The following is a 26,221-nucleotide window of genomic DNA, read 5'->3' as shown; positions in this document are numbered from 1 at the left end:
GGGAGGAGCTCAAACATCCACATTGTTCAGGCTCCCCTCTTTGAAAAAGAGGGGCTGGGGGAGATTAAAAATTTTTACGGAGAGCACCATGTTAGATGCCGCAATCAAAGGCCAACTCAAAGCCTATTTGGAAAAACTGCAACGCCCCATCCAACTGGTAGCAAGTCTGGATGACAGCGCAAAAAGTCAGGAGATGTTTAGTCTTCTGCAAGAAATTTCTACGCTTTCCGATAAGGTGAGCGTGAGCGATCAAGGTAATTCAAACTATCGCCCTTCATTTGGAGTAGCAACTCAAAATGAGCTTCCGCGCATTCATTTTGCGGGAATTCCGATGGGGCACGAATTCACCTCGCTGGTATTAGCCTTATTGCAAACCGGCGGCCATCCACCAAAAGTGGATGCAAAAACCATCGAACAAATTAAAGCGATTGACGGCCAATTTCATTTTGAAGTGTTCGTTTCGCTCTCCTGCCACAACTGCCCGGATGTAGTGCAAGCAGTAAATTTATTGGCAGCGATTAATCCGAATTTTTCAGCCACTATGATCGATGGCGCACTCTTCCAAAGTGAAGTGGAAAAACGTCAGGTGATGGCTGTGCCCAGTGTGTATCTGAACGGCGAACATTTCGGTCAAGGCCGTATGACACTGGAAGAAATCATCGCCAAAATCGATACCGGCGCTGCCGAGCGCGATGCAAAAGCATTGAGCGAAAAAGACCCATTTGATGTGCTAGTGATCGGCGGCGGCCCCGCCGGTGCAGCGGCGGCAATTTATTCTGCGCGCAAAGGTATTCGCACTGGCGTTGTCGCTGAACGTTTTGGTGGACAAGTATTGGATACCGTATCGATTGAAAACTTTATTTCGGTAAAAGAAACCGAAGGCCCGAAATTGGCGATGGCTTTGGAGCAGCATGTTAAAGAATACGATGTTGATGTCATGAATCTGCAAAAAGCGGTAGAAATTATTCCTGGCGATCTGGTGGAAGTAAAACTCGCGAGCGGCGCAAGTTTAAAAAGTAAAAGCATTATTCTTGCGACCGGTGCGCGCTGGAGAGAAATGAATGTGCCCGGTGAAAAAGAATATCGCGGCAAAGGCGTTGCCTACTGCCCACACTGCGATGGTCCTTTATTTAAAGGTAAGCGCGTTGCGGTAATCGGTGGCGGCAACTCCGGTGTAGAAGCAGCGATTGACTTGGCCGGTATTGTTGCGCATGTCACTTTGGTTGAATTCGATTCCAAATTGCGCGCCGATGCAGTATTGCAACGCAAATTATTCAGCTTGCCCAACGTAACCGTGATCACCGAGGCGCTGACGACGGAAGTGATCGGCAACGGTGAAAAAGTAACGGCACTGAAATACAAAAGCCGCAATACCGATGAAATAGCGACAGTAGAACTGGAAGGTATTTTTGTGCAAATCGGTTTATTGCCCAATACCGATTTTCTTAAAGGTACGGTGCAATTAACTAATCGCGGTGAAATTGAAATTAATGCGCGCGGTGAAACTTCTGTACCGGGTGTGTTTGCGGCAGGTGACTGTACAAACGTTCCTTACAAACAAATTATTATCGCAATGGGTGCTGGTGCAACAGCATCGCTCGGTGCGTTCGATCACTTGATCCGTACCAGCACACCGGCTTGATAATATATGAGTTGATGTTGATTTGAAGGAGCATGAATGCGCGCGACATTATGTCGCGCATTTTTTTATAGCAATAACAATTATTTTGCAATTGGCAGACTAAACCAAAATACGCTGCCGCCATCGTCGGATCGTTCGTAACCGGCTTCGCCGTCCAGTGCGTGGGCAATGCGTTTAACGATCGAGAGGCCGAGGCCGTGCCCGTCGGTAGATTTTTTATCAAAGCGTACAAATAAATCGAATAATTCAGATTGCTGTTCGTTGGTTAGTCCGGCTCCAAAATCCTTGACCCAGCATTTCACTTTTCCCTCTTTGGTAATGTCAGCTCCCATCACAATCAGCGGTGATGGGCCGCCGTATTTGATCGCGTTGGATAAATAGTTCACCCATACTTCTTCTACCCATTGTTCATGACCGAGTGCGGTTGGCCAGCTTTCTTTGAATTGGATGTTGGCGTGGTGTTTGTCTGCCAAAGGTTGCAGCGGTTGCAGGCTTCATGTGCGATCTGGCCAATATCTAATGGCTTGCGCTGGATTTTATCGGCTTGGCGCACACTGGCTAATAACAACAATGATTCAATAATCGCCTGCATTTTTTGCGCAGAGCGTTGCATTCCTCCCAGCAGGGTTTTTTTCTTGTCGTCGGGTAGCGGTAGGTTTTCGGCATTGAGTAGCGTAGTGCTGGCGACCATATTGGTGAGCGGTTGTTTTAAATCGTGCGCCACAGTGTGGGCATAGGTATCCAGTAAATGGGTTTGTTGGCGCAAATCTTTGGTGCGCTCATCTACTAATAATTCAAGTTGCTCGCGATGGCGGGTTAGTTCCTGCAATAGTTTATTGCGTTTTTCCACATCGTCACGGATGCGGATGCGCATGTGGTTAATGGCTTCTGAAACAAGATCCAGTTCATCCGGTTTATGGTTGCGCGCGCGGTCCAGTACTAGCGGTGTATCGAGTGTTGTTAAATCCAGTGCTTTGGCGTAGCGCGCCATTTTTTCCAAGTGACGACTAATCCGGAAATGGATGATCAATAAAATAAATACTGCGCAGATCAGCAGGGTGCCAAGTGTGGAGAGCGCGATGCGCTGAGCGGTACTCTGCAGGTTTGCAATAATGTGTGTGTTGACTGTTTCGGCATGCAAGACACCGAGTAAAAATGTTTCGCCATTATCGTCGTAATAAATAGGAAATTTTGTGCGTGCGAGTGTTGTGTTTTGGGTAGGCGAGTTTCGCTCCCATATTGTGCCTATATCATCTTCCAGGGTTACCCTGCCGATATGTGGCATATGCGCAATACTGTTGAGTAGTGCATCAATGCGCGGCTCATCCACTGACCAGAGTGCAGCGCCCAGTAATGGCAGATAATTTTTTTCGATGACAAGGGTCTGCGCTTTTGCATCGGTGACAGTAGCTTGATACGCGCGATAAATCAGTACGGCGGAAATCAAACTGGCAAACAAAAGTGTACTGGCGAGCACGACAAACACAATGCGAAACCCCAAGCGATGCTGCTGTTGTACTTGTGATGATGTGTCGTTCCGGTTGAACCAATGGAGCGGCATTTAAAAACCTCGTGCAGGGGAATACCAAAGCGCAGCATTATCCAGCGGAGTATCTGCGGAGAGTAATGGGTTATCCAAGAGGATCAGCTCGCGGTGTTGCAAATCCAATTGGGTGATGTGTTCGGAAAAGTGCTGATTAAATAAGGTTTGCATGCTGCCATCGGCAATCGCTATCAGAAGGCCCTTTTCAATGGCAGCAGCTAATTCCGGGCGCTGCTTGTTCACGAAAAAATAGACCGGTGCCGGGTAATACAATGCCCAGCGTGGCGCTATTGCCATGGGCAGTTGTGGGTGTGCATGTATTTCCGGAAGGATTTCTGTCGCTGCGCGCGGGAAATAGCGAATGCGCCCGCGCTTGAGCATGAGGAACAGCCCTTCGTAATTGGTAGTGGGCGTTACTTTGAAATTATTGTGGAGCAGGATTTTATAATCCGGCCAATCCTGTTCCTGGCCTGCGAGCAGTTGTTTGATCTGCTGGGCACTGTTAATCCCCGCAAAAAATTTCACATCGGATTTGTTAATGAGTAGCAAGCGCCAGCCAAGTAAACCGCGGTCAATGGGAATGCGGATTGGCAGCAAACGGGCTTCGCGTTCGGGGGGTGGTGAGGGTCCAGGTAATATCCAGTTCGCGCTGTAATTCTACATGGCGCAGTGTGCGGTCCTGGGTTAAATCATGTTTGGCAGGGCGGGGGTCATAAGTTCCGCCCGCTTTTTGCAGCGCCAATGTCAGTAGCGCAACAGGGTAGTGCCCTCGCTCGTCTTGCGCGCGTGATTCCGCCCAGGAATAAACGACCTCTTCCGCTGCACGTGCTGGCAAAGCCAGCAGCATGAGCGCGCGAGGGTAACGGTTCCGTAGCGGCAAGCATTCCCTGCAAGATAGTTTAAAAGCAGGTGTTGCATAGAGAGGCTCGTGTGTAAAGACAAGAGGGCAGCGCGCCCCAGCGGCAGGCTACAGCAGGCGGGCGGTGGGGGTTACTGAAAAGTATAGACACTTTTCATACTCGTCGTGAGCGGCACTATTACTATGCTAAAAATCAAAGTTGCGCTTGAATAATTGCTGTTTTTGCACTGTTTTGGGTCTTTTTTGTTGACTATCGATGGTCTATGGTGGAAATTGTCGCCCCCCTTTGCATCGAGCTGGTGCATTAAATTCAGATCAGGATAAATTCGATGAGTGATGTGAATACACGTTTGGAGCAGATTTTTCAGCAAGTGGTGCGCCGCAACCAAGGCGAGCTTGAATTTCATCAAGCCGTAAAAGAGGTGGTTGAAACCCTCGGCCCGGTACTGCAAAAGCACCCTGAGTACGCTGAACACAAAATTATTGAGCGTATCTGCGAGCCAGAGCGCCAAATTATTTTCCGTGTACCTTGGCAGGATGACCAAGGTGAGGTGCAAATTAACCGCGGTTTCCGCGTGGGTTTCAACAGTGCGATGGGCCCTTACAAGGGCGGCCTGCGCTTCCACCCATCGGTATCGCTGGGCACCATCAAATTCTTGGGCTTTGAGCAAACCTTTAAAAACGCACTGTCTGGCATGCCTATCGGTGGTGCCAAAGGTGGTTCGGATTTTGACCCCAAGGGCAAATCCGACAGCGAAGTGATGCGCTTCTGTCAGAGCTTTATGACCGAACTCTATCGTCACATAGGCGAGTTCACCGACGTACCTGCCGGCGATATTGGCGTAGGTGGCCGCGAGATTGGCTATTTGTTTGGCCAGTACAAGCGCATCACCAACCGCTACGAATCTGGCGTATTGACCGGTAAGAGCCCAAGCTGGGGTGGTGCACTGGTGCGCCGCGAAGCAACCGGTTACGGCGCAGTGTTCTTCGCGGAAGAAATGCTGAAAGCGCGCGGTGACTCCATCGAAGGTAAAACCTGCGTGGTATCCGGTTCCGGTAACGTAGCGATTTATGCGATTGAAAAGTTGCATCAGCTCGGCGCCAAAGTAGTTGCCTGTTCTGATTCCAACGGTGTTGTGTACGACCGCGATGGCGTCGACCTTGACCTGCTGAAAGAAATCAAAGAAGTGAGGCGTCAGCGTTTGAGCGAATACGTGAAGTCACGCTCACAAGCCGAGTACATCGAAAACGGCAATGTGTGGGATATTCCTTGCCAGCTCGCCTTCCCATGCGCCACTCAGAACGAATTGGATGAGGCCTCTGCCAAAGTATTGGTTGCCAATGGCCTGATTGCCCTGAGTGAAGGCGCTAACATGCCAGTGACTCCTGGCGGTATTAAAGTGCTGCAAACTGCAGGTGTTTCCTATGCGCCGGGCAAAGCGGCTAACGCCGGTGGTGTAGCAACCTCTGCGCTGGAAATGCAACAAAACGCCAGCCGCGATGCATGGTCATTTGAATACACCGAAGAGCGTCTGCACAAAATCATGTGCAACATTCACCGCGATTGTTTTGAAACGGCCAAAGAGTACGGTCAGCCGGGCAACTATGTTGTTGGTGCAAACATTGCGGGCTTCCGTCGTGTTGCAGAGGCGATGGTCGCCTTTGGTGTGATCTAATAGGTGTGATCGAATTGGTGTAATGTAATTTTTATCACCAGTTAAAAATCGCGCGGTGTTTTGTTACGCAGCGCGATTTTTTTTGTGCGCAAACTCATGTTGCTGCGCGCTTGCCAAGCCTTTGCGTAACAAACTTTGCAATTCATCTGCCCCCTCTTGCCACACACCTAAATGTGATTCACTGTTGATGTGCCCCACATTTTTCAAGCGTAAAAAATCAGTTCCCCATACCAGTGCCCAGTAAGCGGCTTTACTTTCGCTGAGCCAGGGATCATTGCTGCTGGCGATGATTTTGCCCGGCACATTCAATGGCTGCTGGGGCAAGTGTTGCGCCAACTGAAATTTATCCGGGTCCGCTGGTGCCACTAAAAAGAGTGCGGCAATTTGCGCCGGGTTTTCTGCTGCGATACTGGCGCTGGCCAGTGTGCCGAAGCTGTGTGCAATGATTATGGCGGGTTTATCGCTGTTGTTTACTTCAGTGCGGATGGCGGCTTTCCATTTGTCCAGATCCGGCGTTTCCCAATTATCCAACTGGATGCGTTTGCTGTGTGGCACTTGTGCTTGCCACAGGCTTTGCCAGTGATGTTCATCGCTGTTGCGCAAGCCCGGCACAATGATCACAGAAAATTTTTCCAGTTGATGCGGCAACCTTAGCGGCTTACCTGAAAAAATGGTTTTTTGCTGGGGGCTCACGGTGCTGCTCCTCTGGAGGAATTGGGTTTATGAATTCCGTGGTTGGATCCATCGTTGAATGAGCGCAGCTTAATGGCAGGTGATTTTTTTTAAAAAGAATACTTTTTTCTTTGCTTATTCCTAAATGAATGGCAGCGATGGATTGCCGCAACCAATGACTAATCAAATCAGAGCTTGGTAAATGCCAATGCGCCGCCTGCGAGTATCAATGCACCACCGGATATCCAGTTAAACCAGTGTTGATGTGCGGGGGATTTCAGCCAGCGCATGATGCTATGCCCACCCACGGCGTAGATCGTCATCCAAACCAGATCCATCAATAAAAAAATGATGGTGAGTAAGGCAAATTGCGGCGGCATGGATTTATTGATGTCGATAAATTGTGGAAAGAGCGCGCCGAAATAAACCAGGCCTTTGGGGTTGGTGACGGCAACCATAAAAGCTTTGCCAGATAAGTGATGGCTGCGCACATTGCGTGCGTGCAGATCGGGGCTCAGCGGTGGTGCCCGCAGCAGCTGGATTCCCAAATATACCAGGTAGGCAGCGCCGATCCATTTAATGGTATGGAATACCGCTTCGGCCTCTTCGACCAATAACCCCAATCCCAGCGCCGAGAGCAGCATCAACACCAAATTGCCTGCGCTGGCACCGAGCATGGTGTAAACCGATTTGCCTATGCCATAACGCCCGGCATCGATCATACAGGCGAGCATAACGGGGCCGGGGCTGGCCGATAAAACCAGGGTGATGGTGATGAAAAGCCAGAGTTGTTCGGCGGGCATAATAGGGTCCACGATGATGTTGTTACCGCATGGTGCAGGCGCGGAGTTTAACAGGCTCATCCGGCAAGCTGGATAAAGTCTTCTATACTCCAGTCATTCACTATTAGAACCAACTATTGAATTGAAAAAGGTGTTTTATGCCGAACAACAGTATCTCCTGTGCGATCAAAATTCTTGAAGACTTGCTGGCAGGTTTAAGTCAGGCCTATTGGGAGGCCAACAGTCTGGATCGCAAAGATTTTTTCTTTGATTTAATCAGCGCCCTGCATGCTGAGTTATCCGAATTGGGCAAGCTGAGTGTGCAGGATCACGATCTTGATTACGAACCAGTAACAGAAGAATTCCGTGCAGTGCGCCCCAAGCTTAGCCGTTTGCGCAAACTGGTCGACGATTTCGCTTTGCGTTCAACCACCGCCGTGCGTTTGGAACATTTGATCAATGAATCGATGGTGTTGATGGGACGCAATGGTTCGTAAAAGGTTAAGAGGGAATTAACGTTTTTATAGCCATTCTTAATCAGGCGTGTGGGGTTATCGCCAAATAATTTAACTAACGCGATAAAAAAACTGGCAACGCCTGAAAACTGAACAATACTAAAGCTACCGGTAACGGTTTCTTCCTGTAAGTCCAAGGGTGCCTGATGGTAGTCAGGTATATGTTCAGGTAACAGTTTGCTTGGCTTATCGATTTAGGGAGGCAGTACCTTACCGATGGGTTTTTTTAGCCCAGTTTGGAACTCCCCTTTATTTGTAATCTAGTATGGTCTTGGCCGGCATCTTGTGATGTCGGCTTTTTTTATATCCCTTTTTTGCCATTCTATTTTAATGGCCAGTTTTATGATCTGTTTTATGGCTCGCTTTATATAAGATGTTTTGGCGAGCTTCAGGTGATTTTTATGGTGAGTGAGCAATGAAAAAGTGTGTTGTTATGGCGGCATATTTGAGTGTTTTTCTGGCTACTACGGCAGGGGCAGCCAGTTGTCTTGATACAGAAAATATTGTGCAGCTGGATTTGCAATACGAGCACGCTTTGCAAGTTGGCGATGTGACATGGTTGGATAAATTGCTGGCACCAGAGTTTTATTGGGTGCATAACCTCGCCAGTATGAAAGAAAATAAAGATCAACTGATCGCACGCGTACAAAAACCGGAACAAAAAGCCCATGCGCGCCGCTCGCATGATGTCAGTTCGCATCGGCTAGGCAATACGGTTGTACTGCAAGGGTTGAGCAGTGTCGATAAATTAAATCCAGATGGTAAAACCTTGCGCACTTATCGTTATCAATTTATGCGTACTTACGTAGAGCAAAAAGGTGATTGCAAATTATTGGCCGTACAGACTATGAAGGTGTGGTCGAGTGAAGAGGATAAATAAAGACTGGTAGAGACATCAGTAAATGCGAACCTATAATCCATCTCTCATTTTTAAATGCAGAGATGGATTCGGTATAGGTTTTCAGAAGGCGGCAGAACGGCTAACAAGTGTTTATTCGGGAGCAGTACTGCTTTGTTGCACGTTTGGTGAAGCATTAGTTAAAAATATTATCGTCACCAGGAAAAATACCGGCTTTTACATCAGCGACATATTTTTGCATCGCGCCGGGAATGTCGTTAGCTTCGAGTAAAAAGTTTTTGGAAAACTTGGGGGGCTGCTCGGTCAATCCGAGAATGTCATTAATCACTAGCACTTGCGCATCCACATCGCGCCCGGCACCAATTCCAATTGTCGGAATGGGAATTTCACGCGTGATTTGCGCTGCCAGTGCGGCGGGTACACATTCCAAAACTAATAAGTCAGCGCCTGCATCTGCCAGTAATTTCGCATCGCTGAGAATTTTGTCAGCACCTTCCTGATCGCGGCCTTGCACACGGAATCCCCCAAATTTATTGACGGATTGCGGCGTTAAACCCAAATGTGCGCACACAGGTACACCGCGTTCGGAAAGCATGCGCACGGTGTCGGCAAGCCAGGCTCCGCCTTCGAGTTTCACCATCTGCGCACCAGCTTGCATAATGCGCATGCAGTTGCGCATGGCATCTTCAGGTGTTGCGTAGGTCATGAACGGCAGGTCGCCAATAATCAGCGATTTTTTATTGCCGCGCGCGACGGCTTCCACATGGTAAATCATCTGTTCCATGGTGACGGGAATAGTGCTGTCGTAGCCGAGCACGGTCATCCCGAGCGAATCGCCAATCAATACCACTTCTACGCCACAGCGCTGTGCCATTGCCGCCATGTGTGCGTCGTACAATGAGATCACTACAAATTTTTCGCCACTGCTTTTTAATTTATGCAGTGTGTTGATGGTGACATTTTTAGTCAGAGCCGTGTTCGCTGTAGGGGTGCTATTGATCGTTCCGTAAGGCATGGCTAGGCTCGCTCTCAATATTCATTCAGGATTAACGATTAAAGTGCTGGCACCGGATTGTAGTAGTGACGGCCGCTCTTGATGGTGAGGATATATTCCACCAGCTGTTTGAAATGATCGCGATTTTTCGCCAGGTTTAAGTCCTTGGCGTTGACGATCAACAGCGGTGCGCCATCATAAAAATGAAAAAATTCGGTGTAGGTATCGTTGAGTGCTTTTAAATAATCGGCGCTGATGTATTGCTCAGCACTAATGCCACGTTGGCGAATGCGTTCAAGCAATACATCCAGTGGCGCCTGTAAATAAATTACCAGATCAGGGCGCGGTGCGTTGATGACGAGTTTGTCGTACACCTGGCGATATATATTCAGCTCGTCGTCGTCGAGTGTCACCTTGGCAAACAGTTGATCTTTTTCTATCAAAAAATCGGCTACACGCACGGGTTCAAAAATATCGTCCTGACGTAAATTTTGCAGTTGGTTTGCGCGCTGGAATAAAAAGAATAATTGTGTCGGCAGCGCGGTGGATTTTGGATCGCGATAAAAACGTTCCAAAAAAGGATTTTCCTCCGGTTGCTCCAGCAGCATGTCGTAATTAAACAGACTGGCAATGTTGCGCGCGAGGGTTGTTTTGCCCACGCCGATACAGCCTTCTACCGCGATATAGCGCGGCAGTCTGGTGTTGGTAAGGTCGAGACCCAATTCTTCAAATACAGCGTCCACGATAACTCCTTGCGGCCGGTTAGCGATGGTTCGGCAAACAGTTGTCCGGCAATTGCACCAAGCCTTCAAACGGACATTGGTGCAGCAGTGCCTGTAACGTTTGGCCATCCGGCAGTTGTAAATTCGGGCTAATATCTGCCAAAGGATAAAGTACAAAACCGCGTTGGGTGAGATAAGGATGAGGTACCGTCAGGCGCGGGTGTTGAATGATCTGGTTGTCGTAAAGCAGGATGTCCAAATCCAGGGTGCGCGGCCCCCAGTGCTGGATGCGAACCCGTTGATGCGCTTGCTCTATCGATTGTAGGGCATCCAGCAGCGCCAGAGGTTTCAGTTGGGTATCCAGCAGTGCCACTGCGTTGATGTAGTCCGGCTGCTCGGGGCCTATTGGCAGGCTTGAATAAACAGGTGAGCGTGCAACCAAAGCGGTGTGCTCCAGTGCTGCCAGCTCATCAAATGCGCGCGTTACCTGCGCCAGTGGATCTTCCAGATTGCTTCCCAGACCGATGTAGGCCAGCGCCATGGGTTATTCGTTCCCACCGGGAGCTGCATCGCCCCTTGGTTTACGCGGTGAACGGCGGCGGCGCGGCTTTGCAGCGCCGCCGGTTTTGGATTGCCGTGCAACCTCTTTCACCATTTGTTCGCGTTCATCTTCGGTGGCGGTTTGGTAATTGGTCCACCATACGCCCAATCCATCCAGCGCTTCGCCAGCGGCTTCCCGCATCAATAGAAAATCATAGGCTGCACGGAAACGAGGGTGATCCAGTGTGCGCAGTGCGCGCATTCCCAAACGGCTTGGCAGGCGCTGCTGCAGATCCCAAATCTCGCGCATGGGTATCAGGAAGCGTTTCGGGATGGCGGTGCGCGTCAGCTGCAAGTTGATGGTGTTGGTTGCGGCTTGTGTCCAGGCCTGTGTTGGCGTCATCTTTCCGGAAAGCAGATGGAATTGATGCTGCAGTGCAGGCCACAAGAGTGCGGCATAAATAAATGCAGGCGTAACCGTTTTCTCGGCGCGGATACGCTTGTCGGTATTGATCATGCACTGTTCAATCAGGTTGGCTCCGAGGGTATCACCTGCTTTGAGCGCTATATCAGTACCGGGGAACAGGTGTACCAGAAGGTCATATTCCCGCATCAAATTAAATGTGGCGGTCGCAGATCCCCCCAAAAACAGCTTGAGTACTTCCTCAAACAGGCGCGCATCAGACACGTTCAGCAACAAACTGCCTAGTTCGCGGATAGGTTTGGCAGTTTTTGGCTCAATTTTAAAACCCAGTTTGGCGGCGAAACGAAGCGCCCTCAGCATACGTACCGGGTCTTCTTTGTAGCGGGTTGCCGGATCGCCAATCATGCGCAGGGTACGGTTTTTAAGATCGTCCATGCCTTTGCAGTAGTCGATCACCGAGAAGTCTTTCAGGGTGTAGTAGAGCGCGTTGACGGTGAAGTCGCGACGCATGGCATCGGTTTCCAATGTGCCATAGACATTATCGCGTAACAGCATGCCGTCTTCGCTGCGTGAGGCATGTTGGGATGTATCTTCGTGATGTCCGCGAAAGGTGGTGACCTCAATCACTTCACGTCCCATACGGACGTGCACGATTTGGAAGCGGCGGCCAACAATGCGCGCGCTACGGAACAGGCGTTTTACTTCCTCGGGGCGGGCATTGGTGGCGACATCGAAATCTTTGGGGTGATTGCCGAGCAGCAGGTCGCGCACACCTCCACCCACCAGATAGGCAGAAAAACCGGAATCTTCCAACTGCTTAATAATTCGGATCGCTGCCTGACTGATATTTTTGCGGGAAATATTGTGTTGGTCGCGCGGAATTGAAATCGCGCCATTGGGAGTGGCACCTGATACTTTGCTGGAATCTTTTGACGTAAAGAGGTTAAGCAAGCGTTTGAGCATGTTGTCTCGCTGGTGTTTGGGCAGTCAGTTGCAAGGAAGCGGCGAGTTTAGCAGAAGATCGGGGTTTTTTTCGACAGACAGCCCTGCGTGGAATTGGTATCAGCGATCAGTTTTTGGTTCCCTGAAAAGCAAAACGGGAAAGCTTTCGCCTTCCCGCTGGAGGGTAGCACCAAGGTGCTGCATTCTGGCATCTTAATGGGTCGCCTCCGTGGCAAACATCCAATCTCGCGTGCTATCCCATCCCGTGCCTAGTCAGTTGTCCGCTTTATTTTACTGTCTTATTGCTTTTGTCTTCTAGCGTAGGTCAATCTAAGTTATTGTTTTCGTTATTGTTATATGCATTCTATTGTTATTATTTCTTGTTGTTATTATCTATCTTTTCAGTTTCTTATTGTTTCTTGTTGTTATTCGTTTTTTCAGTTTCTTATTGTCTATTGTTGTTATTTTTAAGTTTCTTCAGTTTTTTATTGTTTCTTGTTGTTATTAGATTTTCACATTTAATTCTTATTGTTTGTTTTTGTTATGGCGCTCTAAAAGCAGTAGTTGTGCCATATTTGAAATGTTCAATTAAAACAATTAGTTAGGTTTTTTGTGTCGTCTCTTATTCTTTTTTGTTATTTCGAACAGTTACATATTTATCGCTTATTTGTTACGTATGACGATTACGGTAACAGTATTTGTGCGGTAACACTCTCGTGGATGGGGGTAACGATTTGGCGTTCTTTACAACAAAATTGGCGCGTTAATGTAGAAAAATGTCACTGAAAATAAAAAATCCCCGATTGCTGGAAGGCTAATCGGGGATTTTTATACGAGAAACGCTGATAAATATTATTTGGCGCTACCGACAGCAGCAGAGGATTTTGACCGGGGAATGCCGAGACGTTGACGGCGCTCCCATAGGCACTTACGGCTAACACCCAGTTTGCGTGCCAGTTCTGTTTCGCTCATGGTGTCCTGATGTTCCAACACAAAACGTTGGAAATAATCTTCCAGCGACAAATCTTCCGATGCTGTACCTGCGGAGCGGTTGGCAAGGCGTGCGGGTTCCAAAACAGAACTACCGGTGTTGTCATCCAGATCATCATTGTTGTCCATATCGATAGAAAGCAGATGGTCGCCAATTTCGGAGCTGTCCTCACACAGGATAACGGCGCGCTGCATGGCGTTTTCCAGCTCGCGCACGTTGCCTGGCCAGTTGTAGCTCATGATGGCATCCATCGCCGCTGAGGAAAGTTTGAGCTGGGGTTTTCCAAACTGTGCGCAATAGCGCTGCAGCAGGGATTCGGCAATATTGATGATATCCCGCCCGCGCTCGCGCAGCGGCGGCAGCTCCAGTTGCACAACGTTGATACGGAAGTAGAGGTCTTCGCGGAACTTGCCTTCTTTGGACAGCTTGCGCAAGTCGCGGTGGGTTGCAGCTACGAGGCGGACATCGACTTTGCGTGACTCAACCGAGCCGAGTGGGCGCACCTCACCCTCTTGCAGTACACGCAACAGGCGCGCTTGCGCTTCCAGTGGCAACTCGCCAATTTCGTCGAGGAACAAGGTGCCGCCATCGGCTGCTGCAACCAGGCCTTCGCGATTGTTGGCCGCACCGGTAAATGCCCCTTTTTCGTAACCGAAGAGTTCTGATTCGATCAGCGTGTCGGGAATGGCGGCGCAGTTAACAGAGATCATCAAGTGGTTATTACGGTTGCTTTCTTCGTGCAGTGCGCGGGCGACCAACTCTTTACCTGTGCCGGTTTCACCGTGGATTAACACGGTGGCATTGGTGGGGGCTACTTTATGGATGCGGTTATACAAATCTTGCATGACATCGCTAGCGCCGATCATGCCGGCGATAGCTGTGCTTGCGGCGACAGTACCAGGGGCGGCTTTGCTGACTGCCTTGGCTTTGCCGATCACGCGTTTTACCGCATTCACCATTTCATCGTGATCAAACGGTTTGGCGATGTAGTCAACTGCACCCATGCGCATGGAATCTACTGCCGAGCGCAGGCTGGCGTAGCTCGTCATAATAAGAACGGGGGTGTCGCCTGCCAGCTTGATCAAATCCGTGCCGGGCGCGCCGGGCAGACGGAGATCGCTGATAATCAGGTCAAAATCCTTCAGTTGGAATTTGGAGGTGGCCTCTTTAACCGAGGGGGCCTCGCTGACTTCGTACTGGTTGCGCTCAAGCAGCTTGCGCAGGGCATTACGGATGATGGTTTCGTCTTCAACAATCAGAATCTTACTCATAGCTATCCGGGTCTTGCGTTAAGTGTTGCTGGTCGATAACCGGCAGCTTGCACCTGCCAGTCGCGGATCTTTTTGTCTTTCTGTTTCTGGTTTTTGCTCTGGTTTTCACTATTACACCCAGTGGGTGTCGGTTACGCATCCATAAATGAATCAAGATGCCGCGGCAATGTAATAACGAACTTGGCGCCGCGATTGTTGGCGGTATCGGCTGGGCTGATGATGTCCATGTGGCCGCTGTGGTCTTCGATAATGCTATAGACCATTGCCAAGCCCAAGCCGGTGCCTTCACCCGGTTCTTTGGTGGTAAAAAATGGTTCAAGAATCCGTTCGATTAACTCAGGAGGGATGCCGTGCCCCTCATCGGTAACATAAATTGTTACCGAATCCTCATCTTCGTTACTTTCAAGCATAACACGGCCTTGCTCCGGGCTGGCATCCCGCGCGTTAGATAAAAGATTTATAAAAACCTGAATTATGCGCTGCGCATCGCCCGCAACTATGGCGGTTTTGGGGATGTCGTTGCAGAACAGCACCTGGGTTTTCTCTTTTTGCAGCGATAGCAAGTGAATTGCTTCGTTGGCGCAGTCACGAATAGAAACAGCTTCGAACTCGGTTTTGCTGGCGTGACCGGCATGGGAGAAACTCACCAGTGACTGCACGATACGCCCGACACGGTCGGTCTGGCTAAGGATTTGTTCGGCTGTTTCCAGCACTTCGGCCGGGTCGCTGGAATCGTATTTCAGATTTTGCGCGAGGCAGGCGATACCGGTAATCGGATTGCCGATTTCATGGGCAACACCGGCAGCAAGTCGGCCGACGGAAGCGAGCCGCTCCGAGTGCACCAGTTCCTGCTCCAGTAGTTGGGTTTCGGTCACGTCTTCCAGCAACATTACCTGGTCGTAAACGCCAGCGGTAATAGGGCCTTCGATGTTGGCTTTATGCAAACTGATCCAGTGAGGGCGATTATTCAGTTCGATTTCGCGCCGGTAAAAGTGAGGTTCTTTACTTTGGCTGAAATCGATTAGCAGGCTGCACCAGGGCTCGGGAATGTCTTCCAAATAAGAGCCGGTAACATCCTCGCTCGGGGTTTGGGTGAGTTGTGCCATGGCGCGGTTCCACATCAGGACTTCCATATCGCGCCCCAGTGAACAAACCGCCATTGGCAGTTCTTCCAGTGTTTTACGGTGATACAGGCGAAGTGTGTTGAGTTCGGCTGCCATACCGGTCAGGTGGTCGCGGTACTGGGCGAGGCGGTTTTCGATCAGGTTGATGTCCACCGTGCTTTGGGTTTCAGCGGTTACATGGGGAATGTGTTTGTCCATGATCTCGCTGGCGACGTGGATTCCCATCAGGCTGGAAAGGTTACCTTCAATTTGGTCGCGCAGGCGGCGCAATGCATAGGGGCGGCGCTCGTCAATTGTCAGGTTCAGTTCTTTTAAGGCGAGATCAACTTCGCGGCTGGCGGTTACCTTGCCGAGAGGCTTGGCCAGGCGGTGTTTGAATTCCGAAGCGGAATGTACATCCAGCGCCTGACGTACCGGATGGCTGAGCTCATCAGCGGCGCAGAGATCGGCGCTGTATTGTTCATCTTCTGTTTGGCGGGTGAGCAGTGAAATCAACACAAAGCAAAAGGTGTTAAGCCCGAGTGAGATTAGCGTCACTTCGCTCCAGTATTCGATCCCTACCGGAATCGTCCAGTTCAGCAGCGGCAGCTGGATGTATTCCATGCCGGTCAGGATGGGCAGTAACAATCCGATCGCCCAGATACTGGTACCAACCGCCAAACCAGCGATGATGCCGCGCTTGTTGCCTTTACTCCAAAACACAATCGCAAATGTTCCGGGCAGGAATTGCAGGGTTTCGATAAATGCTGTCATCGCCAGATGGGCAAGGCTGAAGCGGTTATCCAGTATCCAATACAGCAGGTAACCGCCGAAGAAAATAGCGGCAATCAGGATCCGGCGCAGCCAGATCAGCTGGCTGTAGAGATCGATGCGGGTGCGTAATTTCAGGCTGGGCAGCAGCCAGTGGTTCATTACCATGGTGGAGAGCGCGAGCGAGATCACCACCATCGCCCCTGTTGCGGCTGAAAGTCCACCGATAAATGCCAGCAGGGTCAGTCCGGGTGAATCGAACAGAATCGGTACACCCAGTGTGTAATATTGCGGTGGCAATGGGACCGAAAGTTCAGTGCCAGCCCAGAGTATCGGAAAAATCGGCAGCGCCATTAACAGTAGAAACAGTGGGAATGCCCAGGTCACTGTGTGCGAGTTGCGCATCAAAGGGTTTTCAGCGAGTCCCAAGTGGAAAATGTGCGGCATGGTGACGGCGGTAGCGACAAATACCAACAGTAAGGTGTGGGCAGAATCGGTGTGGATAGGCGTGTGCAGCAGCGCCAGATTTTCAGGGTGATCGAGCAGCCATTGATCCAGCCCTTCCAATCCATCAAATACCCCAAAAACAGCGACCAGCCCGACTGCACAGAGTGCGCAGACTTTGATCAGGGATTCGAATGCCATGGCAGTAATCAGCCCGCGGTGTTGCTCGCGATTGGCACCGAAAGAAATCGTGAAAAACGCCAGAATAAAACAGTAACAGAGCGCCATTAGGTCTTTGAAGGTGAGTCCGGTTCCCGCCAGAGGCAGGGAGGGATTACCGCTTACCGTGAGGATGTGCATGGTGTCGGCAATCGCCTGGATCTGTAATGCCATCAGGGGCAGGATGCCGCACAGCATGCAAAGGGTAGTCAACGCGCCCACGCTGTGGCTGTGGTAACGAAATACCAGTAAGTCAGCGAGCGAGTGCACTTGGTGTCGCCGTGCCAATTCTGCCAGTGGTGCCAGGGCGACAGGGGCGAACAGGAAGAGCGCTCCGGTGCCAATATAATAGGCGAGCGCACCGTAACCGTATTGGAAGGCGAGGTCGATTACACCGTAAAACGCCCAGGCGCTGGCAAAAATACCCAGCGACAAAATATAAGTAATGGGGTGCGATGTGACCGCCTCGGGAATCCAGCCCCGCTCGGTTATGTAAGCGATACCAAATAGCAGCAGTAAATAACTGATACCGATGAGTGCTACCTGGCTGAGATCAAAAGTCATGTTGTTTTTTTATCGGTCTTTTAGTGGGAGTAGCCAATAAATAATTGGGGTGGCGGTGTCGGGGCGATGTAATCAGTCAAACTCATGATAGTTCTTGCGACGCACTTGCATCACAAAAGCGACAACAATGACCGCAATCCAGACAATAAACGGCCGGTACCAAGCGCCTTCGGGGTTGAGTATCCAATTGAACAGGCTGGGCGAGAAAATGTAGGCTACCAACAGTAGCAATATCACCAGACGTTGGTTATTCATAAACTTTATTCCCCTTTGGTGCGGCGAGTTGAGGGTTGTTATTGTTCTATGTAGTTGGCTGATCTCAGTCTGTATATAAATGGCTAAGCCCGGAAATTGCGTGGCGTTGCCAGTGCTGTACAGCCCAAGCCAGTATCTCAGTGGTTGATAGTGCCGCCAAATCAACCGGGGGATTTTGCCCTAAAAACGCCAGTCCACGCCACAGGTTCTTGCTGGCATCTCCGGCTTCAATAGCTTTTGCATGGTTTTGTTTGCTGAGCTTTTGTCCATTGGCGTGAACTGCCAGCGGAACATGGCCAAACCTTGGTAATGGCGCACCTAGCAATTCAAAAAGAAACAGCTGTCTTCCGGTGACTTCCAGCAAGTCGCTCCCGCGGATGATGTGGGTGATGCCTTGGGCAATATCATCGACAACCACTGCCAAGGGGTAGGCAAATAAGCCATCGCGTCGTTTCAGGATCTGGTCACCTGCCTGGGTTCGCAGATTTTGTATTTGTATGCCTTGGATAAGATCTTCAAACCTGATCAGGTCGCTGCTGGGGTGATCAGGTAAATCATAGAGTTTCAACCGCAGCGAGCATGCTTGCCCGGGGCTTATCGGATGAGTGCGACAGTGGCCGTTGTATATTCCCCCCATGCGTGCCAAATCCTGACGGGAGCAGGTGCATGGGTAGATCCAGTTTTTCTCTAACAATCTATCCAGACATTCCTGATAAGCCTGATGTCGCTGGCTTTGGTAGAGAACGTCGCCATCCCAATGCAGTCCGTGGTCTTCAAGGCTCTGCAATATGCTGCGTGCTGCTCCAGGTTGTTCACGCGGCGGATCGAGATCTTCCATGCGCACTAACCATTGACCGTTGTTGGCTTTGGCATCCAGATAGCTGGCCAGCGCACTAACTAGCGAACCAAAATGCAACGGACCGGTGGGAGAGGGTGCAAAACGACCGATATATCCTGAGCAATCAGAACCGGGTAATGGGGGGGAGGTAGGTGTGTGAGGTATTGCTGACATGATGAAAGAGGCGAGCGCTGCCCGCCTCGATCAAACCGGCATTAGCCGCCGATTTGCTTTTCTTTGATCTCTGCAAGAGTTTTGCAGTCTACGCAGAGTGTCGCTGTTGGACGTGCCTCAAGACGACGGATACCAATTTCAACACCGCATGCATCGCAATAGCCATAATCATTGTTTTCAATCAGCTCCAGAGTGCTGTCGATTTTCTTGATCAATTTGCGCTCGCGATCACGGGTGCGCAGCTCAAGGCTGAATTCCTCTTCTTGGCTGGCGCGGTCAGCTGGGTCAGGGAAGTTAGCCGCTTCGTCTTTCATGTGGCTTACGGTGCGGTCTACTTCTTCCATCAACTCTGAGCGCCAGTTAAGCAGCAGCTGCCGGAAGTGCAACTTCTGGTTGTCGTTCATGTACTCTTCGCCTTTTTTCTCCACGTAAGGAGTGAAAGGGCGTAGTGCGAAGGTTTCAGTAGAAGGTGATTTTTTCGCCATAGGTAGCGCCTCGTAAGACTTCCTGGATCAGCTTATAGTGCTGCACCGCAGGGCGGGGCAGAATTAGAAGGGGGAGCAAGCTATCAGATAACAAATGCGAGTGCTAGCGTTTTTGCTGCATTGCGCGTAGCTGCATATCCCCAGGACGGTACTTCAATTTATTACAAACCCATTGCAAACCTATTCCAAACGAAAACTATAGCCCCAAATTGGCGCAATTGTGCTTCAATTTACGCCTTATCTGCCTTCGTTATTATTGTGATTCTTTTATGTCCACCTTGTTTCCCGCACTGTTACTTCGCCGCTACAAACGGTTTCTGGCCGATGTTCGTTTGCCGGATGGGAGTGAAATCACTATTCATTGTCCTAATACCGGTTCGATGAAAAATTGTGTTGTACCAGAAAGTCCTTGTTGGTATTCCCTGAGCGAAAATAAAGCGCGCAAATATCCACAAACGCTGGAATTGGTCACCACACCTGGTGGCCACCTTGCCGGTATCAACACCGGACGCGCCAATGATTTGGTGGAAACCGCAATTCAAGCGGGTGTCATCACTGAGCTACAAGGTTATGGCTTGTTCAAGCGCGAACAGATTTATGGTGAAGAAAAATCGCGCATCGACTTTTTATTAAGTGACAAGCAGGCAGATGCGCGGCTTTGTTACCTTGAAGTTAAAAATGTCACCTTGATGGAAAACGAAGGCGAGGGATTTTTTCCTGATGCAGTGAGCGAGCGCGGCAGTAAGCATTTGCGCGAGTTGATGGCAATGCGTGCACAAGGGCACAGGGCAGTGTTGTTATTTTGTGTGCAGCACAGCGGGATATTATCGGTGCGCGCTGCGGCGCATATCGATGCCATTTATGCCGCGACGCTGGCCAGTGCACATGCAGCCGGGGTTGAGGTAATTGCCTATGGCGTGACTATCCAACCTGAGCAACACCTTATTGCGTTGGATCGTCCGTTACCGGTTTTGTTGTAGTCGTTTTGGTTGTGGTGAAGTTGACCACCGCGACGGCGCCCAAAATTAAAATAGTCGCACTAAATTCCGGCCAGCCGGGTTGTTCGCCCAATAATAAAACTCCCGACAGTACGCCAATCAGCGGTGTAATTAACGATGAAAGAGAAGATACGCTGACGGGTACCAAGCTGACCAATCGCACCCACGCCCAGTAACAAAACATAAAGGCAATAAACACGTTGTAAAGTACGCCCCAGAGTGCAAGTTGCGATGGTATTTTTTGTGGCAAGCCATCAACAAAAACTGCGGCAATCAATACGGGAATACTGGCCAATAATAGCAACCAGCCGGTGAGCACTACGGTATTCATCGGGATTTTCCAGCGCTTCATCATCACAGTTCCCAGTGCCCAGCACCAGGCGGCGATAATCATCAATATCGCACCAAGCAATAATTCATGGTTGAGTGGACCACCAAACCAGCTAATCAATGATTCGCTCATCAAAGCCAGTACACCTGCCGTGCCCAACAGAAGGGCGATGCCTACGCGCAAAGTGAATTTATCTTGCAGCACCCAAATGGATAGCAGTACTGTCCAGATGGGCATTGTGTAACCCAATAAAGCGGAACGCCCTGCGGGTAATAAGCTCAGTCCGTACGTCGCCAGCACATTCCAGGCGATAATATTAAACAGGCATACCCAGAGAATTTTTTGAACAAATCCGCGAGGCATTTGTAGCGATAGCCCGGAAAAACGCGCAATCGCCAAAATTCCCAAGCCGCCTAAACACAAACAAAAACCGCGAAATGTCAGCGGTGGGATTTCGTTGATGATGAATTTCATAATCGGCCAATTAATTCCCCAGCCAATTGCCAGGCCGATCAATAACAAAATACCTTCCGTAGAAAGTCGATGTGAGTTGGGCATTACGTTTTCTTCTTGTGTGGGGATATTTGCGTGGGGATTGTAGCCGTCAGGATGCGGGCAAATTAATCGCCCGCTCTCACAATAAATCTATGAATTGAATCTCATCAGAGCATAGCTTAAAAAATTAATTTACCGTGCTCGAAGGCGGAAACGGTTGCAACAATTGCGTAAAACTTTCTCGCATTTTTTGTTCGGCTTTCAGTGAGAAATTGATTAGCGGTATACCTTCGGCGTTACCGCGCCATATCAGGGTATTGTTATTTGCTTGGGTGATGTCGATAACAATAACGCCTTCCTGTTTTCCTTGTCCCAGTGTTTGGCCTGTGCCCAATCCAATATTGCCGTGCCGCCCAACCGGTAGGTCAATCCCTATCCCGATGCTGGTGTTGCCTCCGCGACTGACGCGGGAAAATACTTGCATATCGATAAGCATATCGGGATTGCTCTCGACAGGAGTGAAACCTTGTGCGCGCAGTTGTTGGTCGGCCAGCTGCTGCAAGACATTTTTCTCGATACCGCCAATATCCAAGGTAATAGCGCGCCAGCTGTAGGTTTTTAAATGGCTGAAGTCTGTCCCGGTTTTGTAATCATTGCCGTATTTGATATTGGTACAGGCGCCCAGCAGTAAAAACATTCCGGTGAGCAATAAGATTGAAACAAAAGGGCGCATGTTGTGTCTCCTATAAAATCCTGTGTCGCGAGTATAGCGCTATATAGACATCGGGTATGGGCACAGAGTTTGCAAACACGAAATAATTGCCGCAGACTTGCGCTGCCGGGCTATTGCACGACTATTATCGTTTGACTAAGGAGTTGTTGTGGATTTATTGCTGATTTTCAAAGCCATCATTATGGGATTGGTAGAAGGGCTAACAGAGTTCTTGCCGATATCGAGTACCGGGCATTTAATTGTTGTCGGGGATTTGATTAATTTCCATAACGACGGTCGGGTATTTGAAATTGCGATCCAGTTGGGCGCGATTTTAGCTGTAGTAGTTGAATACCGGCGCAAATTTACCCAGGTTGCATTCGGCATGTTTAGCGACCCGCAGGCGCAAAAATTTATCATCAATCTGATCATTGCATTTATTCCCGCTGCCATTGTGGGGGTGTTATTTATATCGTTGATCAAAACCTATTTATTTAATGCATTGACCGTTGCCACTATGTTGATTTTGGGTGGTTTGGTAATTCTGTGGGCAGAGCGGCGAAAGCACGATATCCGTGTCACCGATGTTGATGACATAGGTTGGCGGGATGCATTAAAAGTAGGTTTATTCCAAGTGGTGTCGATGATTCCTGGCACATCGCGCTCGGGAGCTACCATTATTGGTGGTTTATTTATCGGATTGGATCGCAAAGTGGCTGCGGAATTTTCATTTTTCCTCGCTGTGCCCACGATGGTTGCCGCCACCGTTTACGATATATATAAGCATCGTGATTTATTGGAAATGGGCGATTTCCCGATGTTTGCCGCCGGTTTTATCACCGCGTTTATCAGCGCCTGGATTGCTGTGCGTACGCTTGTGCGTTTTGTTGCCAATCATAGCTACGAGATTTTTGCCTGGTACCGAATTGCGTTCGGGTTATTGATTTTGATTACAGCCTATACCGGCATGGTGAGTTGGTCTATGTGACAGAAAGACTTATTTAATCTTTCTTTACACGGCAATACTTGAGTCTTGTGGGTGGATATTTTGTAATCGTCCTGCGTTTAATACCAATCATAAATTACTCAACCAGAGGAACACTCCAATGCGCAAATTACTCCTGACATCAATTGTATTATTGAGCCCATTCGCTGTTGCCGGCCCTGAGTGCACAACGGTAGAAAAATCCCAGTGGTTGGATCAAACTAAATTTCAGGATGACTTGAAGGCTAAAGGTTACGAAATCAAAGTATTTAAAGTGACCGATGGCAATTGCTATGAAATTTACGGCTGGAACAAAGAAAAGCAAAAAGTTGAAATTTATTTCAATCCGGTGACTGGCGAGATCGTTAAAGAAGAGATCGAAGACTAATTATGTCACCTGCAACAATTACACTATGGGACCCGCTTGTGCGGGTTTTTCATTGGTCGATAGCCATCATTTTTGTGGCCAATATGTATTTCAATGAGGCGGGTGATGATTGGCACCAATGGTTAGGTTACACAATGGTGGCGTTGTTGCTGGTGCGCTTTGTATGGGGTTTTGTGGGTAAAGGGGCTGCGCGCTGGGCGGACTTTTTCCCTACGCCAGCGCGCCTCTCTGCGCATATCGGTGCATTAGTGCGCGGTCAGGCATACCATCGTATGGGGCATTCACCTTTGGGTGCGTTAGTAATGATTTTGATGATGCTGTGCTTGTTGGCGCTGGGTGTTACCGGTTTTTTGGCGCAAGAGGTGGATTATTTCTGGGGGGAGGATTGGATCATTGATCTTCACGATGCCATTGCCAACAGTTTATTGATGTTGGTATTGCTGCACATTGCTGCAGCCTTGTTTGAAAGTTATCGCCTCAAGGAAAACTTGCCGTTGTCGATGATGACCGGCAAGCGCCGTATGGGTGAATCGGATTCGCAGCGTTCACATACCCAAGATTAAAAACACTACACAAACCGCACAATGCTGGTGTCGCGTTCCCGACTTTTTCCGGCATTGTGCAATTTGTTCTCATACTCTTGCCAGAGAGACTTCTGGTTTTTTGCCAGCTCGTAAAAATAATCCCAAGTGTAAATACCACTGTCGTGACCATCATCAAAAACCAGCTTGAGCGCATAGTTTCCTGCGCGTTCAAGCTGGGTGATCCGCACATCTTTTTTACCAAATTGCAGGATTTCCTGGCCTGCACCATGACCTTTTACCTCGGCACTCGGTGAGTGCACGCGCAAAAATTCGGCGGGCAATAAAAACTGCTCGCCGTCAAAATACAGCTCCAGTTGTTGCGATTGTTTGTGCAGCAAAATTTTTCTGGGAATTTTGGTCATAGTGTTTTTACAACATGTAATGCTTACAGAATAAAGCGGCTTAAGTCTTCGTTTTTCGCAAGTTCGCCCAGATGTGATTCTACAAAAGACGCATCAATTTCCACTGTGCGATTACCATCACCGGCGGTGAAAGAAACATCTTCCAGTAAGCGTTCAAGGATGGTGTGCAAGCGGCGCGCGCCAATATTTTCAGTGCGCTCGTTTACATCAAATGCGGTTTCCGCAATACGCCGAATGCCGTCTTTGGTAAATGTGATTTCAACACCTTCGGTTTTTAGTAACGCTTCTTGCTGTTCCGTTAGCGATGCTTTGGGTTCGGTGAGGATGCGTTCAAAATCATCCGGCGTTAATGCCTGTAACTCGACGCGAATAGGTAAGCGCCCCTGCAATTCCGGGATTAAATCCGACGGCTTGCTTAAGTGAAATGCACCTGACGTAATAAATAAAATATGGTCAGTTTTAATCGAACCATGTTTGGTGGTCACTGTGCAGCCTTCAATTAATGGCAATAAGTCGCGCTGAACGCCTTCGCGTGATACATCTGCGCCGGTTACATTGCCACGGCGTGCAACTTTGTCGATCTCATCGATAAACACAATACCGTTTTGCTCGGCAGCTTCAATCGCTTGCGTTTTGATGTCTTCGTCGCTCACCAACTTTGCAGCTTCTTCATCTTGCAATTGTTTGAATGCTTTTTTCACTGTCATCTTGGCTTTTTTGGTTTTGTCGCGGCCGAGCGATGAAAACATGCTTTGCAATTGGTTGGTCATGTCTTCCATGCCTGGTGGTGCCATGATTTCAACACCAACACTTGCTGCTGCAATATCAATTTCAATTTCTTTATCGTCCAGATCGCCTTCGCGCAATTTTTTGCGGAAGATTTGGCGAGTGCCGGATTCATGTTTGTATTCTTCAGAAGATAAATCGCGCGCTGGAGGTAAAAGTGCATCCAGAATGCGCTCTTCTGCGGCTTCGGCAGCGCGATGCTGTACAGATTTCATCGCTTGCTCGCGGCACATTTTGATAGAGACATCGACCAGATCGCGAATAATGGATTCAACATCGCGCCCCACGTATCCCACTTCAGTAAATTTGGTGGCTTCTACTTTTATGAACGGCGCGTTGGCGAGTTTTGCCAGGCGGCGCGCAATTTCGGTTTTGCCGACACCGGTGGGTCCGATCATCAAAATATTTTTGGGTGTAATTTCATTGCGCATATCGGCGGGCACTTGCATGCGACGCCAGCGATTGCGCAGTGCAATTGCCACAGCGCGTTTTGCATCGGCCTGGCCGACGATATGTTTATCTAATTCATGCACGATTTCGCGCGGAGTCATGGAGGACATAAAAAACTCTTAAGTAGCCCGCATGGAGTGGAGCGCAATGCGGGGATGGTTTATCAAATGACTTTTTTAAATCAAGGCTCCGTATTTCGTCAGGCTCCATACGGGCTACGGTTATCAATATTCAAGTGTTTCTATGGTGTGGTTCTGGTTGGTGAAAACGCAAATATCGCCCGCTATTTTCAGCCCTTTTTCAACAATGCTGCGCGCATCCAGCGAGGTGTTTTCCAATAGAGCGCGTGCAGCAGCTTGTGCGTAATTGCCGCCGGAGCCAATCGCAATTAAATCGTCTTCGGGCTGGATGACATCGCCATTGCCGGTAATGATGAGTGAGGCGTCTTTATCGGCAACCGCGAGCAGAGCCTCCAGCCGGCGCAGGCTGCGATCAGTGCGCCAGTCTTTGGCTAGCTCAACGGCGGCGCGGGTAAGTTGGCCGTTATGGGCTTCGAGCTTGGCTTCAAAACGTTCGAACAGGGTAAATGCATCGGCAGTGCCGCCTGCAAATCCAGCGATAACCTGATTTTTGTAAAGGCGGCGCACTTTGCGTGCATTGCCTTTCATGACGGTGTTGCCGAGCGAGACCTGGCCATCGCCGCCGATTACCACTTGCCCTTCACGGCGTACAGAGAGAATTGTAGTCACTGGACTTCCTTTAAAATTGACATCACAGAAGCCAGAAAAATGGGGGCACACATACCTTTTTCAAGGCATGTGCATCAAGCAGATAAAGGGAGTGGG

At 49.4% G+C, this 26,221-nt stretch carries 28 protein-coding genes; 8 read left to right on the top strand and 20 right to left on the bottom strand.

What is annotated here, in order from left to right; genetic code table 11:
- The first annotated feature begins 88 nt into the window (after positions 1–88).
- On the top strand, positions 89–1,642 hold the full coding sequence (gene ahpF / locus B2739_RS13075) for an alkyl hydroperoxide reductase subunit F (protein WP_331346284.1): 1,554 nt from the start codon (positions 89–91) through the stop codon (positions 1,640–1,642).
- Positions 1,643–1,722: 80 nt separating this feature from the next.
- Here ahpF and B2739_RS13070 read toward each other — a convergent pair whose 3' ends face one another.
- From B2739_RS13070 to B2739_RS13055, 4 genes are read right to left on the bottom strand one after another with little or no spacing between them, the layout of a single operon-like run.
- Complete coding sequence (locus tag B2739_RS13070) at positions 1,723–2,028, bottom strand: ATP-binding protein (RefSeq protein ID WP_331346283.1); 306 nt, start codon at positions 2,026–2,028, stop codon at positions 1,723–1,725.
- Positions 2,029–2,039: 11 nt separating this feature from the next.
- A complete protein-coding gene (locus tag B2739_RS13065) occupies positions 2,040–3,203 on the bottom strand; it encodes a histidine kinase dimerization/phospho-acceptor domain-containing protein (RefSeq protein WP_331346282.1) in 1,164 nt (387 codons plus the stop codon).
- Positions 3,204–3,782: a transporter substrate-binding domain-containing protein gene (locus tag B2739_RS13060; RefSeq protein WP_331346281.1), complete on the bottom strand. Its 579-nt coding sequence runs from the start codon at positions 3,780–3,782 to the stop codon at positions 3,204–3,206.
- On the bottom strand, positions 3,757–4,032 hold the full coding sequence (locus B2739_RS13055) for a hypothetical protein (protein ID WP_331346280.1): 276 nt from the start codon (positions 4,030–4,032) through the stop codon (positions 3,757–3,759). The genes B2739_RS13060 and B2739_RS13055 overlap by 26 nt, the downstream gene beginning before the upstream one ends.
- 341 nt (positions 4,033–4,373) lie before the next feature.
- Here B2739_RS13055 and gdhA point away from each other — a divergent pair, with 341 nt between their 5' ends.
- A complete protein-coding gene (gdhA, locus tag B2739_RS13050; RefSeq protein ID WP_331346279.1) occupies positions 4,374–5,720 on the top strand; it encodes an NADP-specific glutamate dehydrogenase in 1,347 nt (448 codons plus the stop codon).
- 63 nt (positions 5,721–5,783) lie between these two features.
- On the opposite strand, the gene B2739_RS13045 is transcribed toward gdhA, so the two are convergent.
- Positions 5,784–6,413, bottom strand: coding sequence for an alpha/beta hydrolase (locus B2739_RS13045; protein WP_331346278.1), 630 nt, complete (start codon positions 6,411–6,413; stop codon positions 5,784–5,786).
- Between the two features lie 167 nt (positions 6,414–6,580).
- Positions 6,581–7,195, bottom strand: a complete 615-nt coding sequence (locus B2739_RS13040; RefSeq protein ID WP_331346277.1) for a LysE family translocator — start codon at positions 7,193–7,195, stop codon at positions 6,581–6,583.
- Between the two features lie 137 nt (positions 7,196–7,332).
- On the opposite strand from B2739_RS13040, the gene B2739_RS13035 reads away from it, so the two are divergent.
- Both B2739_RS13035 and B2739_RS13030 read left to right on the top strand, forming a co-directional pair.
- Positions 7,333–7,671: a hypothetical protein gene (locus B2739_RS13035; protein WP_049631781.1), complete on the top strand. Its 339-nt coding sequence runs from the start codon at positions 7,333–7,335 to the stop codon at positions 7,669–7,671.
- A 433-nt stretch (positions 7,672–8,104) separates the two neighbouring features.
- Complete coding sequence (locus B2739_RS13030; protein WP_331346276.1) at positions 8,105–8,569, top strand: nuclear transport factor 2 family protein; 465 nt, start codon at positions 8,105–8,107, stop codon at positions 8,567–8,569.
- Between the two features lie 154 nt (positions 8,570–8,723).
- Here B2739_RS13030 and panB read toward each other — a convergent pair whose 3' ends face one another.
- From panB to dksA, 9 genes are all read right to left on the bottom strand, one after another.
- Positions 8,724–9,563: a 3-methyl-2-oxobutanoate hydroxymethyltransferase gene (panB, locus tag B2739_RS13025; protein WP_331346275.1), complete on the bottom strand. Its 840-nt coding sequence runs from the start codon at positions 9,561–9,563 to the stop codon at positions 8,724–8,726.
- Between the two features lie 38 nt (positions 9,564–9,601).
- A complete protein-coding gene (locus B2739_RS13020; protein ID WP_049631784.1) occupies positions 9,602–10,285 on the bottom strand; it encodes a deoxynucleoside kinase in 684 nt (227 codons plus the stop codon).
- 19 nt (positions 10,286–10,304) lie between these two features.
- Complete coding sequence (gene folK / locus B2739_RS13015) at positions 10,305–10,805, bottom strand: 2-amino-4-hydroxy-6-hydroxymethyldihydropteridine diphosphokinase (RefSeq protein WP_331346274.1); 501 nt, start codon at positions 10,803–10,805, stop codon at positions 10,305–10,307.
- A gap of 3 nt (positions 10,806–10,808) precedes the next feature.
- Complete coding sequence (gene pcnB, locus B2739_RS13010) at positions 10,809–12,191, bottom strand: polynucleotide adenylyltransferase PcnB (protein WP_331346273.1); 1,383 nt, start codon at positions 12,189–12,191, stop codon at positions 10,809–10,811.
- 831 nt (positions 12,192–13,022) lie between these two features.
- On the bottom strand, positions 13,023–14,432 hold the full coding sequence (locus B2739_RS13005; RefSeq protein WP_331346272.1) for a sigma-54 dependent transcriptional regulator: 1,410 nt from the start codon (positions 14,430–14,432) through the stop codon (positions 13,023–13,025).
- 131 nt (positions 14,433–14,563) lie between these two features.
- Complete coding sequence (locus B2739_RS13000; protein WP_331346271.1) at positions 14,564–17,533, bottom strand: ATP-binding protein; 2,970 nt, start codon at positions 17,531–17,533, stop codon at positions 14,564–14,566.
- 72 nt (positions 17,534–17,605) lie between these two features.
- Positions 17,606–17,788, bottom strand: coding sequence for a hypothetical protein (locus tag B2739_RS12995; protein ID WP_049631789.1), 183 nt, complete (start codon positions 17,786–17,788; stop codon positions 17,606–17,608).
- Between the two features lie 64 nt (positions 17,789–17,852).
- Complete coding sequence (gene gluQRS, locus B2739_RS12990) at positions 17,853–18,800, bottom strand: tRNA glutamyl-Q(34) synthetase GluQRS (protein WP_331346270.1); 948 nt, start codon at positions 18,798–18,800, stop codon at positions 17,853–17,855.
- Positions 18,801–18,841: 41 nt separating this feature from the next.
- Entirely contained in the window at positions 18,842–19,285 is a 444-nt protein-coding gene (dksA, locus tag B2739_RS12985; protein ID WP_007645291.1) for an RNA polymerase-binding protein DksA, read from the bottom strand.
- Between the two features lie 269 nt (positions 19,286–19,554).
- Here dksA and sfsA point away from each other — a divergent pair, with 269 nt between their 5' ends.
- Positions 19,555–20,265, top strand: coding sequence for a DNA/RNA nuclease SfsA (gene sfsA, locus B2739_RS12980; RefSeq protein WP_331346269.1), 711 nt, complete (start codon positions 19,555–19,557; stop codon positions 20,263–20,265).
- On the opposite strand, the gene B2739_RS12975 is transcribed toward sfsA, so the two are convergent.
- Together B2739_RS12975 and B2739_RS12970 are read right to left on the bottom strand one after the other, a co-directional pair.
- Positions 20,228–21,172 (bottom strand): DMT family transporter, encoded by a 945-nt coding sequence (locus tag B2739_RS12975; RefSeq protein ID WP_331346268.1) that lies wholly within the window; start codon positions 21,170–21,172, stop codon positions 20,228–20,230. The two genes, sfsA and B2739_RS12975, sit on opposite strands and share 38 nt — an antisense overlap.
- A 124-nt stretch (positions 21,173–21,296) precedes the next feature.
- Positions 21,297–21,842 (bottom strand): DUF4136 domain-containing protein, encoded by a 546-nt coding sequence (locus B2739_RS12970; RefSeq protein ID WP_331346267.1) that lies wholly within the window; start codon positions 21,840–21,842, stop codon positions 21,297–21,299.
- A 148-nt stretch (positions 21,843–21,990) separates the two neighbouring features.
- On the opposite strand from B2739_RS12970, the gene B2739_RS12965 reads away from it, so the two are divergent.
- The 3 genes from B2739_RS12965 to B2739_RS12955 all read left to right on the top strand — a co-directional run bounded on the left by B2739_RS12965 (position 21,991) and on the right by B2739_RS12955 (position 23,757).
- On the top strand, positions 21,991–22,809 hold the full coding sequence (locus B2739_RS12965; RefSeq protein WP_331346266.1) for an undecaprenyl-diphosphate phosphatase: 819 nt from the start codon (positions 21,991–21,993) through the stop codon (positions 22,807–22,809).
- A gap of 118 nt (positions 22,810–22,927) precedes the next feature.
- Positions 22,928–23,194, top strand: coding sequence for a PepSY domain-containing protein (locus B2739_RS12960; RefSeq protein WP_331346265.1), 267 nt, complete (start codon positions 22,928–22,930; stop codon positions 23,192–23,194).
- Positions 23,195–23,196: 2 nt separating this feature from the next.
- The gene (locus B2739_RS12955; protein ID WP_331346264.1) at positions 23,197–23,757 is read left to right on the top strand and encodes a cytochrome b/b6 domain-containing protein; all 561 of its coding nucleotides are present in this window, start codon (positions 23,197–23,199) and stop codon (positions 23,755–23,757) included.
- A gap of 5 nt (positions 23,758–23,762) precedes the next feature.
- On the opposite strand, the gene B2739_RS12950 is transcribed toward B2739_RS12955, so the two are convergent.
- From B2739_RS12950 to hslV, 3 genes are all read right to left on the bottom strand, one after another.
- A complete protein-coding gene (locus B2739_RS12950) occupies positions 23,763–24,140 on the bottom strand; it encodes a DUF971 domain-containing protein (protein ID WP_331346263.1) in 378 nt (125 codons plus the stop codon).
- A gap of 23 nt (positions 24,141–24,163) precedes the next feature.
- Positions 24,164–25,486, bottom strand: a complete 1,323-nt coding sequence (gene hslU, locus B2739_RS12945; protein ID WP_331346262.1) for an ATP-dependent protease ATPase subunit HslU — start codon at positions 25,484–25,486, stop codon at positions 24,164–24,166.
- 114 nt (positions 25,487–25,600) lie between these two features.
- Entirely contained in the window at positions 25,601–26,125 is a 525-nt protein-coding gene (gene hslV / locus B2739_RS12940; protein WP_331346261.1) for an ATP-dependent protease subunit HslV, read from the bottom strand.
- Between the last annotated feature and the right edge of the window lie 96 nt (positions 26,126–26,221).

This window comes from Cellvibrio sp. UBA7661 (genome assembly GCA_002483365.1).
Lineage (GTDB): Bacteria > Pseudomonadota > Gammaproteobacteria > Pseudomonadales > Cellvibrionaceae > Cellvibrio.
This window is presented reverse-complemented; position numbering and strand designations above follow the sequence as displayed.

Coding starts and splice junctions, on each gene's coding strand:
- ahpF (WP_331346284.1), top strand. CDS start 89: ATGTTAGATGCCGCAATCAAAGGCCAACTCAAAGCCTATTTGGAAAAA.
- B2739_RS13065 (WP_331346282.1), bottom strand. CDS start 3,203: ATGCCGCTCCATTGGTTCAACCGGAACGACACATCATCACAAGTACAA.
- B2739_RS13055 (WP_331346280.1), bottom strand. CDS start 4,032: ATGCTGCTGGCTTTGCCAGCACGTGCAGCGGAAGAGGTCGTTTATTCC.
- gdhA (WP_331346279.1), top strand. CDS start 4,374: ATGAGTGATGTGAATACACGTTTGGAGCAGATTTTTCAGCAAGTGGTG.
- B2739_RS13040 (WP_331346277.1), bottom strand. CDS start 7,195: ATGCCCGCCGAACAACTCTGGCTTTTCATCACCATCACCCTGGTTTTA.
- B2739_RS13035 (WP_049631781.1), top strand. CDS start 7,333: ATGCCGAACAACAGTATCTCCTGTGCGATCAAAATTCTTGAAGACTTG.
- B2739_RS13030 (WP_331346276.1), top strand. CDS start 8,105: ATGAAAAAGTGTGTTGTTATGGCGGCATATTTGAGTGTTTTTCTGGCT.
- panB (WP_331346275.1), bottom strand. CDS start 9,563: ATGCCTTACGGAACGATCAATAGCACCCCTACAGCGAACACGGCTCTG.
- folK (WP_331346274.1), bottom strand. CDS start 10,805: ATGGCGCTGGCCTACATCGGTCTGGGAAGCAATCTGGAAGATCCACTG.
- pcnB (WP_331346273.1), bottom strand. CDS start 12,191: ATGCTCAAACGCTTGCTTAACCTCTTTACGTCAAAAGATTCCAGCAAA.
- B2739_RS13005 (WP_331346272.1), bottom strand. CDS start 14,432: ATGAGTAAGATTCTGATTGTTGAAGACGAAACCATCATCCGTAATGCC.
- B2739_RS13000 (WP_331346271.1), bottom strand. CDS start 17,533: ATGACTTTTGATCTCAGCCAGGTAGCACTCATCGGTATCAGTTATTTA.
- B2739_RS12995 (WP_049631789.1), bottom strand. CDS start 17,788: ATGAATAACCAACGTCTGGTGATATTGCTACTGTTGGTAGCCTACATT.
- gluQRS (WP_331346270.1), bottom strand. CDS start 18,800: ATGTCAGCAATACCTCACACACCTACCTCCCCCCCATTACCCGGTTCT.
- dksA (WP_007645291.1), bottom strand. CDS start 19,285: ATGGCGAAAAAATCACCTTCTACTGAAACCTTCGCACTACGCCCTTTC.
- sfsA (WP_331346269.1), top strand. CDS start 19,555: ATGTCCACCTTGTTTCCCGCACTGTTACTTCGCCGCTACAAACGGTTT.
- B2739_RS12975 (WP_331346268.1), bottom strand. CDS start 21,172: ATGCCCAACTCACATCGACTTTCTACGGAAGGTATTTTGTTATTGATC.
- B2739_RS12970 (WP_331346267.1), bottom strand. CDS start 21,842: ATGCGCCCTTTTGTTTCAATCTTATTGCTCACCGGAATGTTTTTACTG.
- B2739_RS12960 (WP_331346265.1), top strand. CDS start 22,928: ATGCGCAAATTACTCCTGACATCAATTGTATTATTGAGCCCATTCGCT.
- B2739_RS12955 (WP_331346264.1), top strand. CDS start 23,197: ATGTCACCTGCAACAATTACACTATGGGACCCGCTTGTGCGGGTTTTT.
- B2739_RS12950 (WP_331346263.1), bottom strand. CDS start 24,140: ATGACCAAAATTCCCAGAAAAATTTTGCTGCACAAACAATCGCAACAA.
- hslU (WP_331346262.1), bottom strand. CDS start 25,486: ATGTCCTCCATGACTCCGCGCGAAATCGTGCATGAATTAGATAAACAT.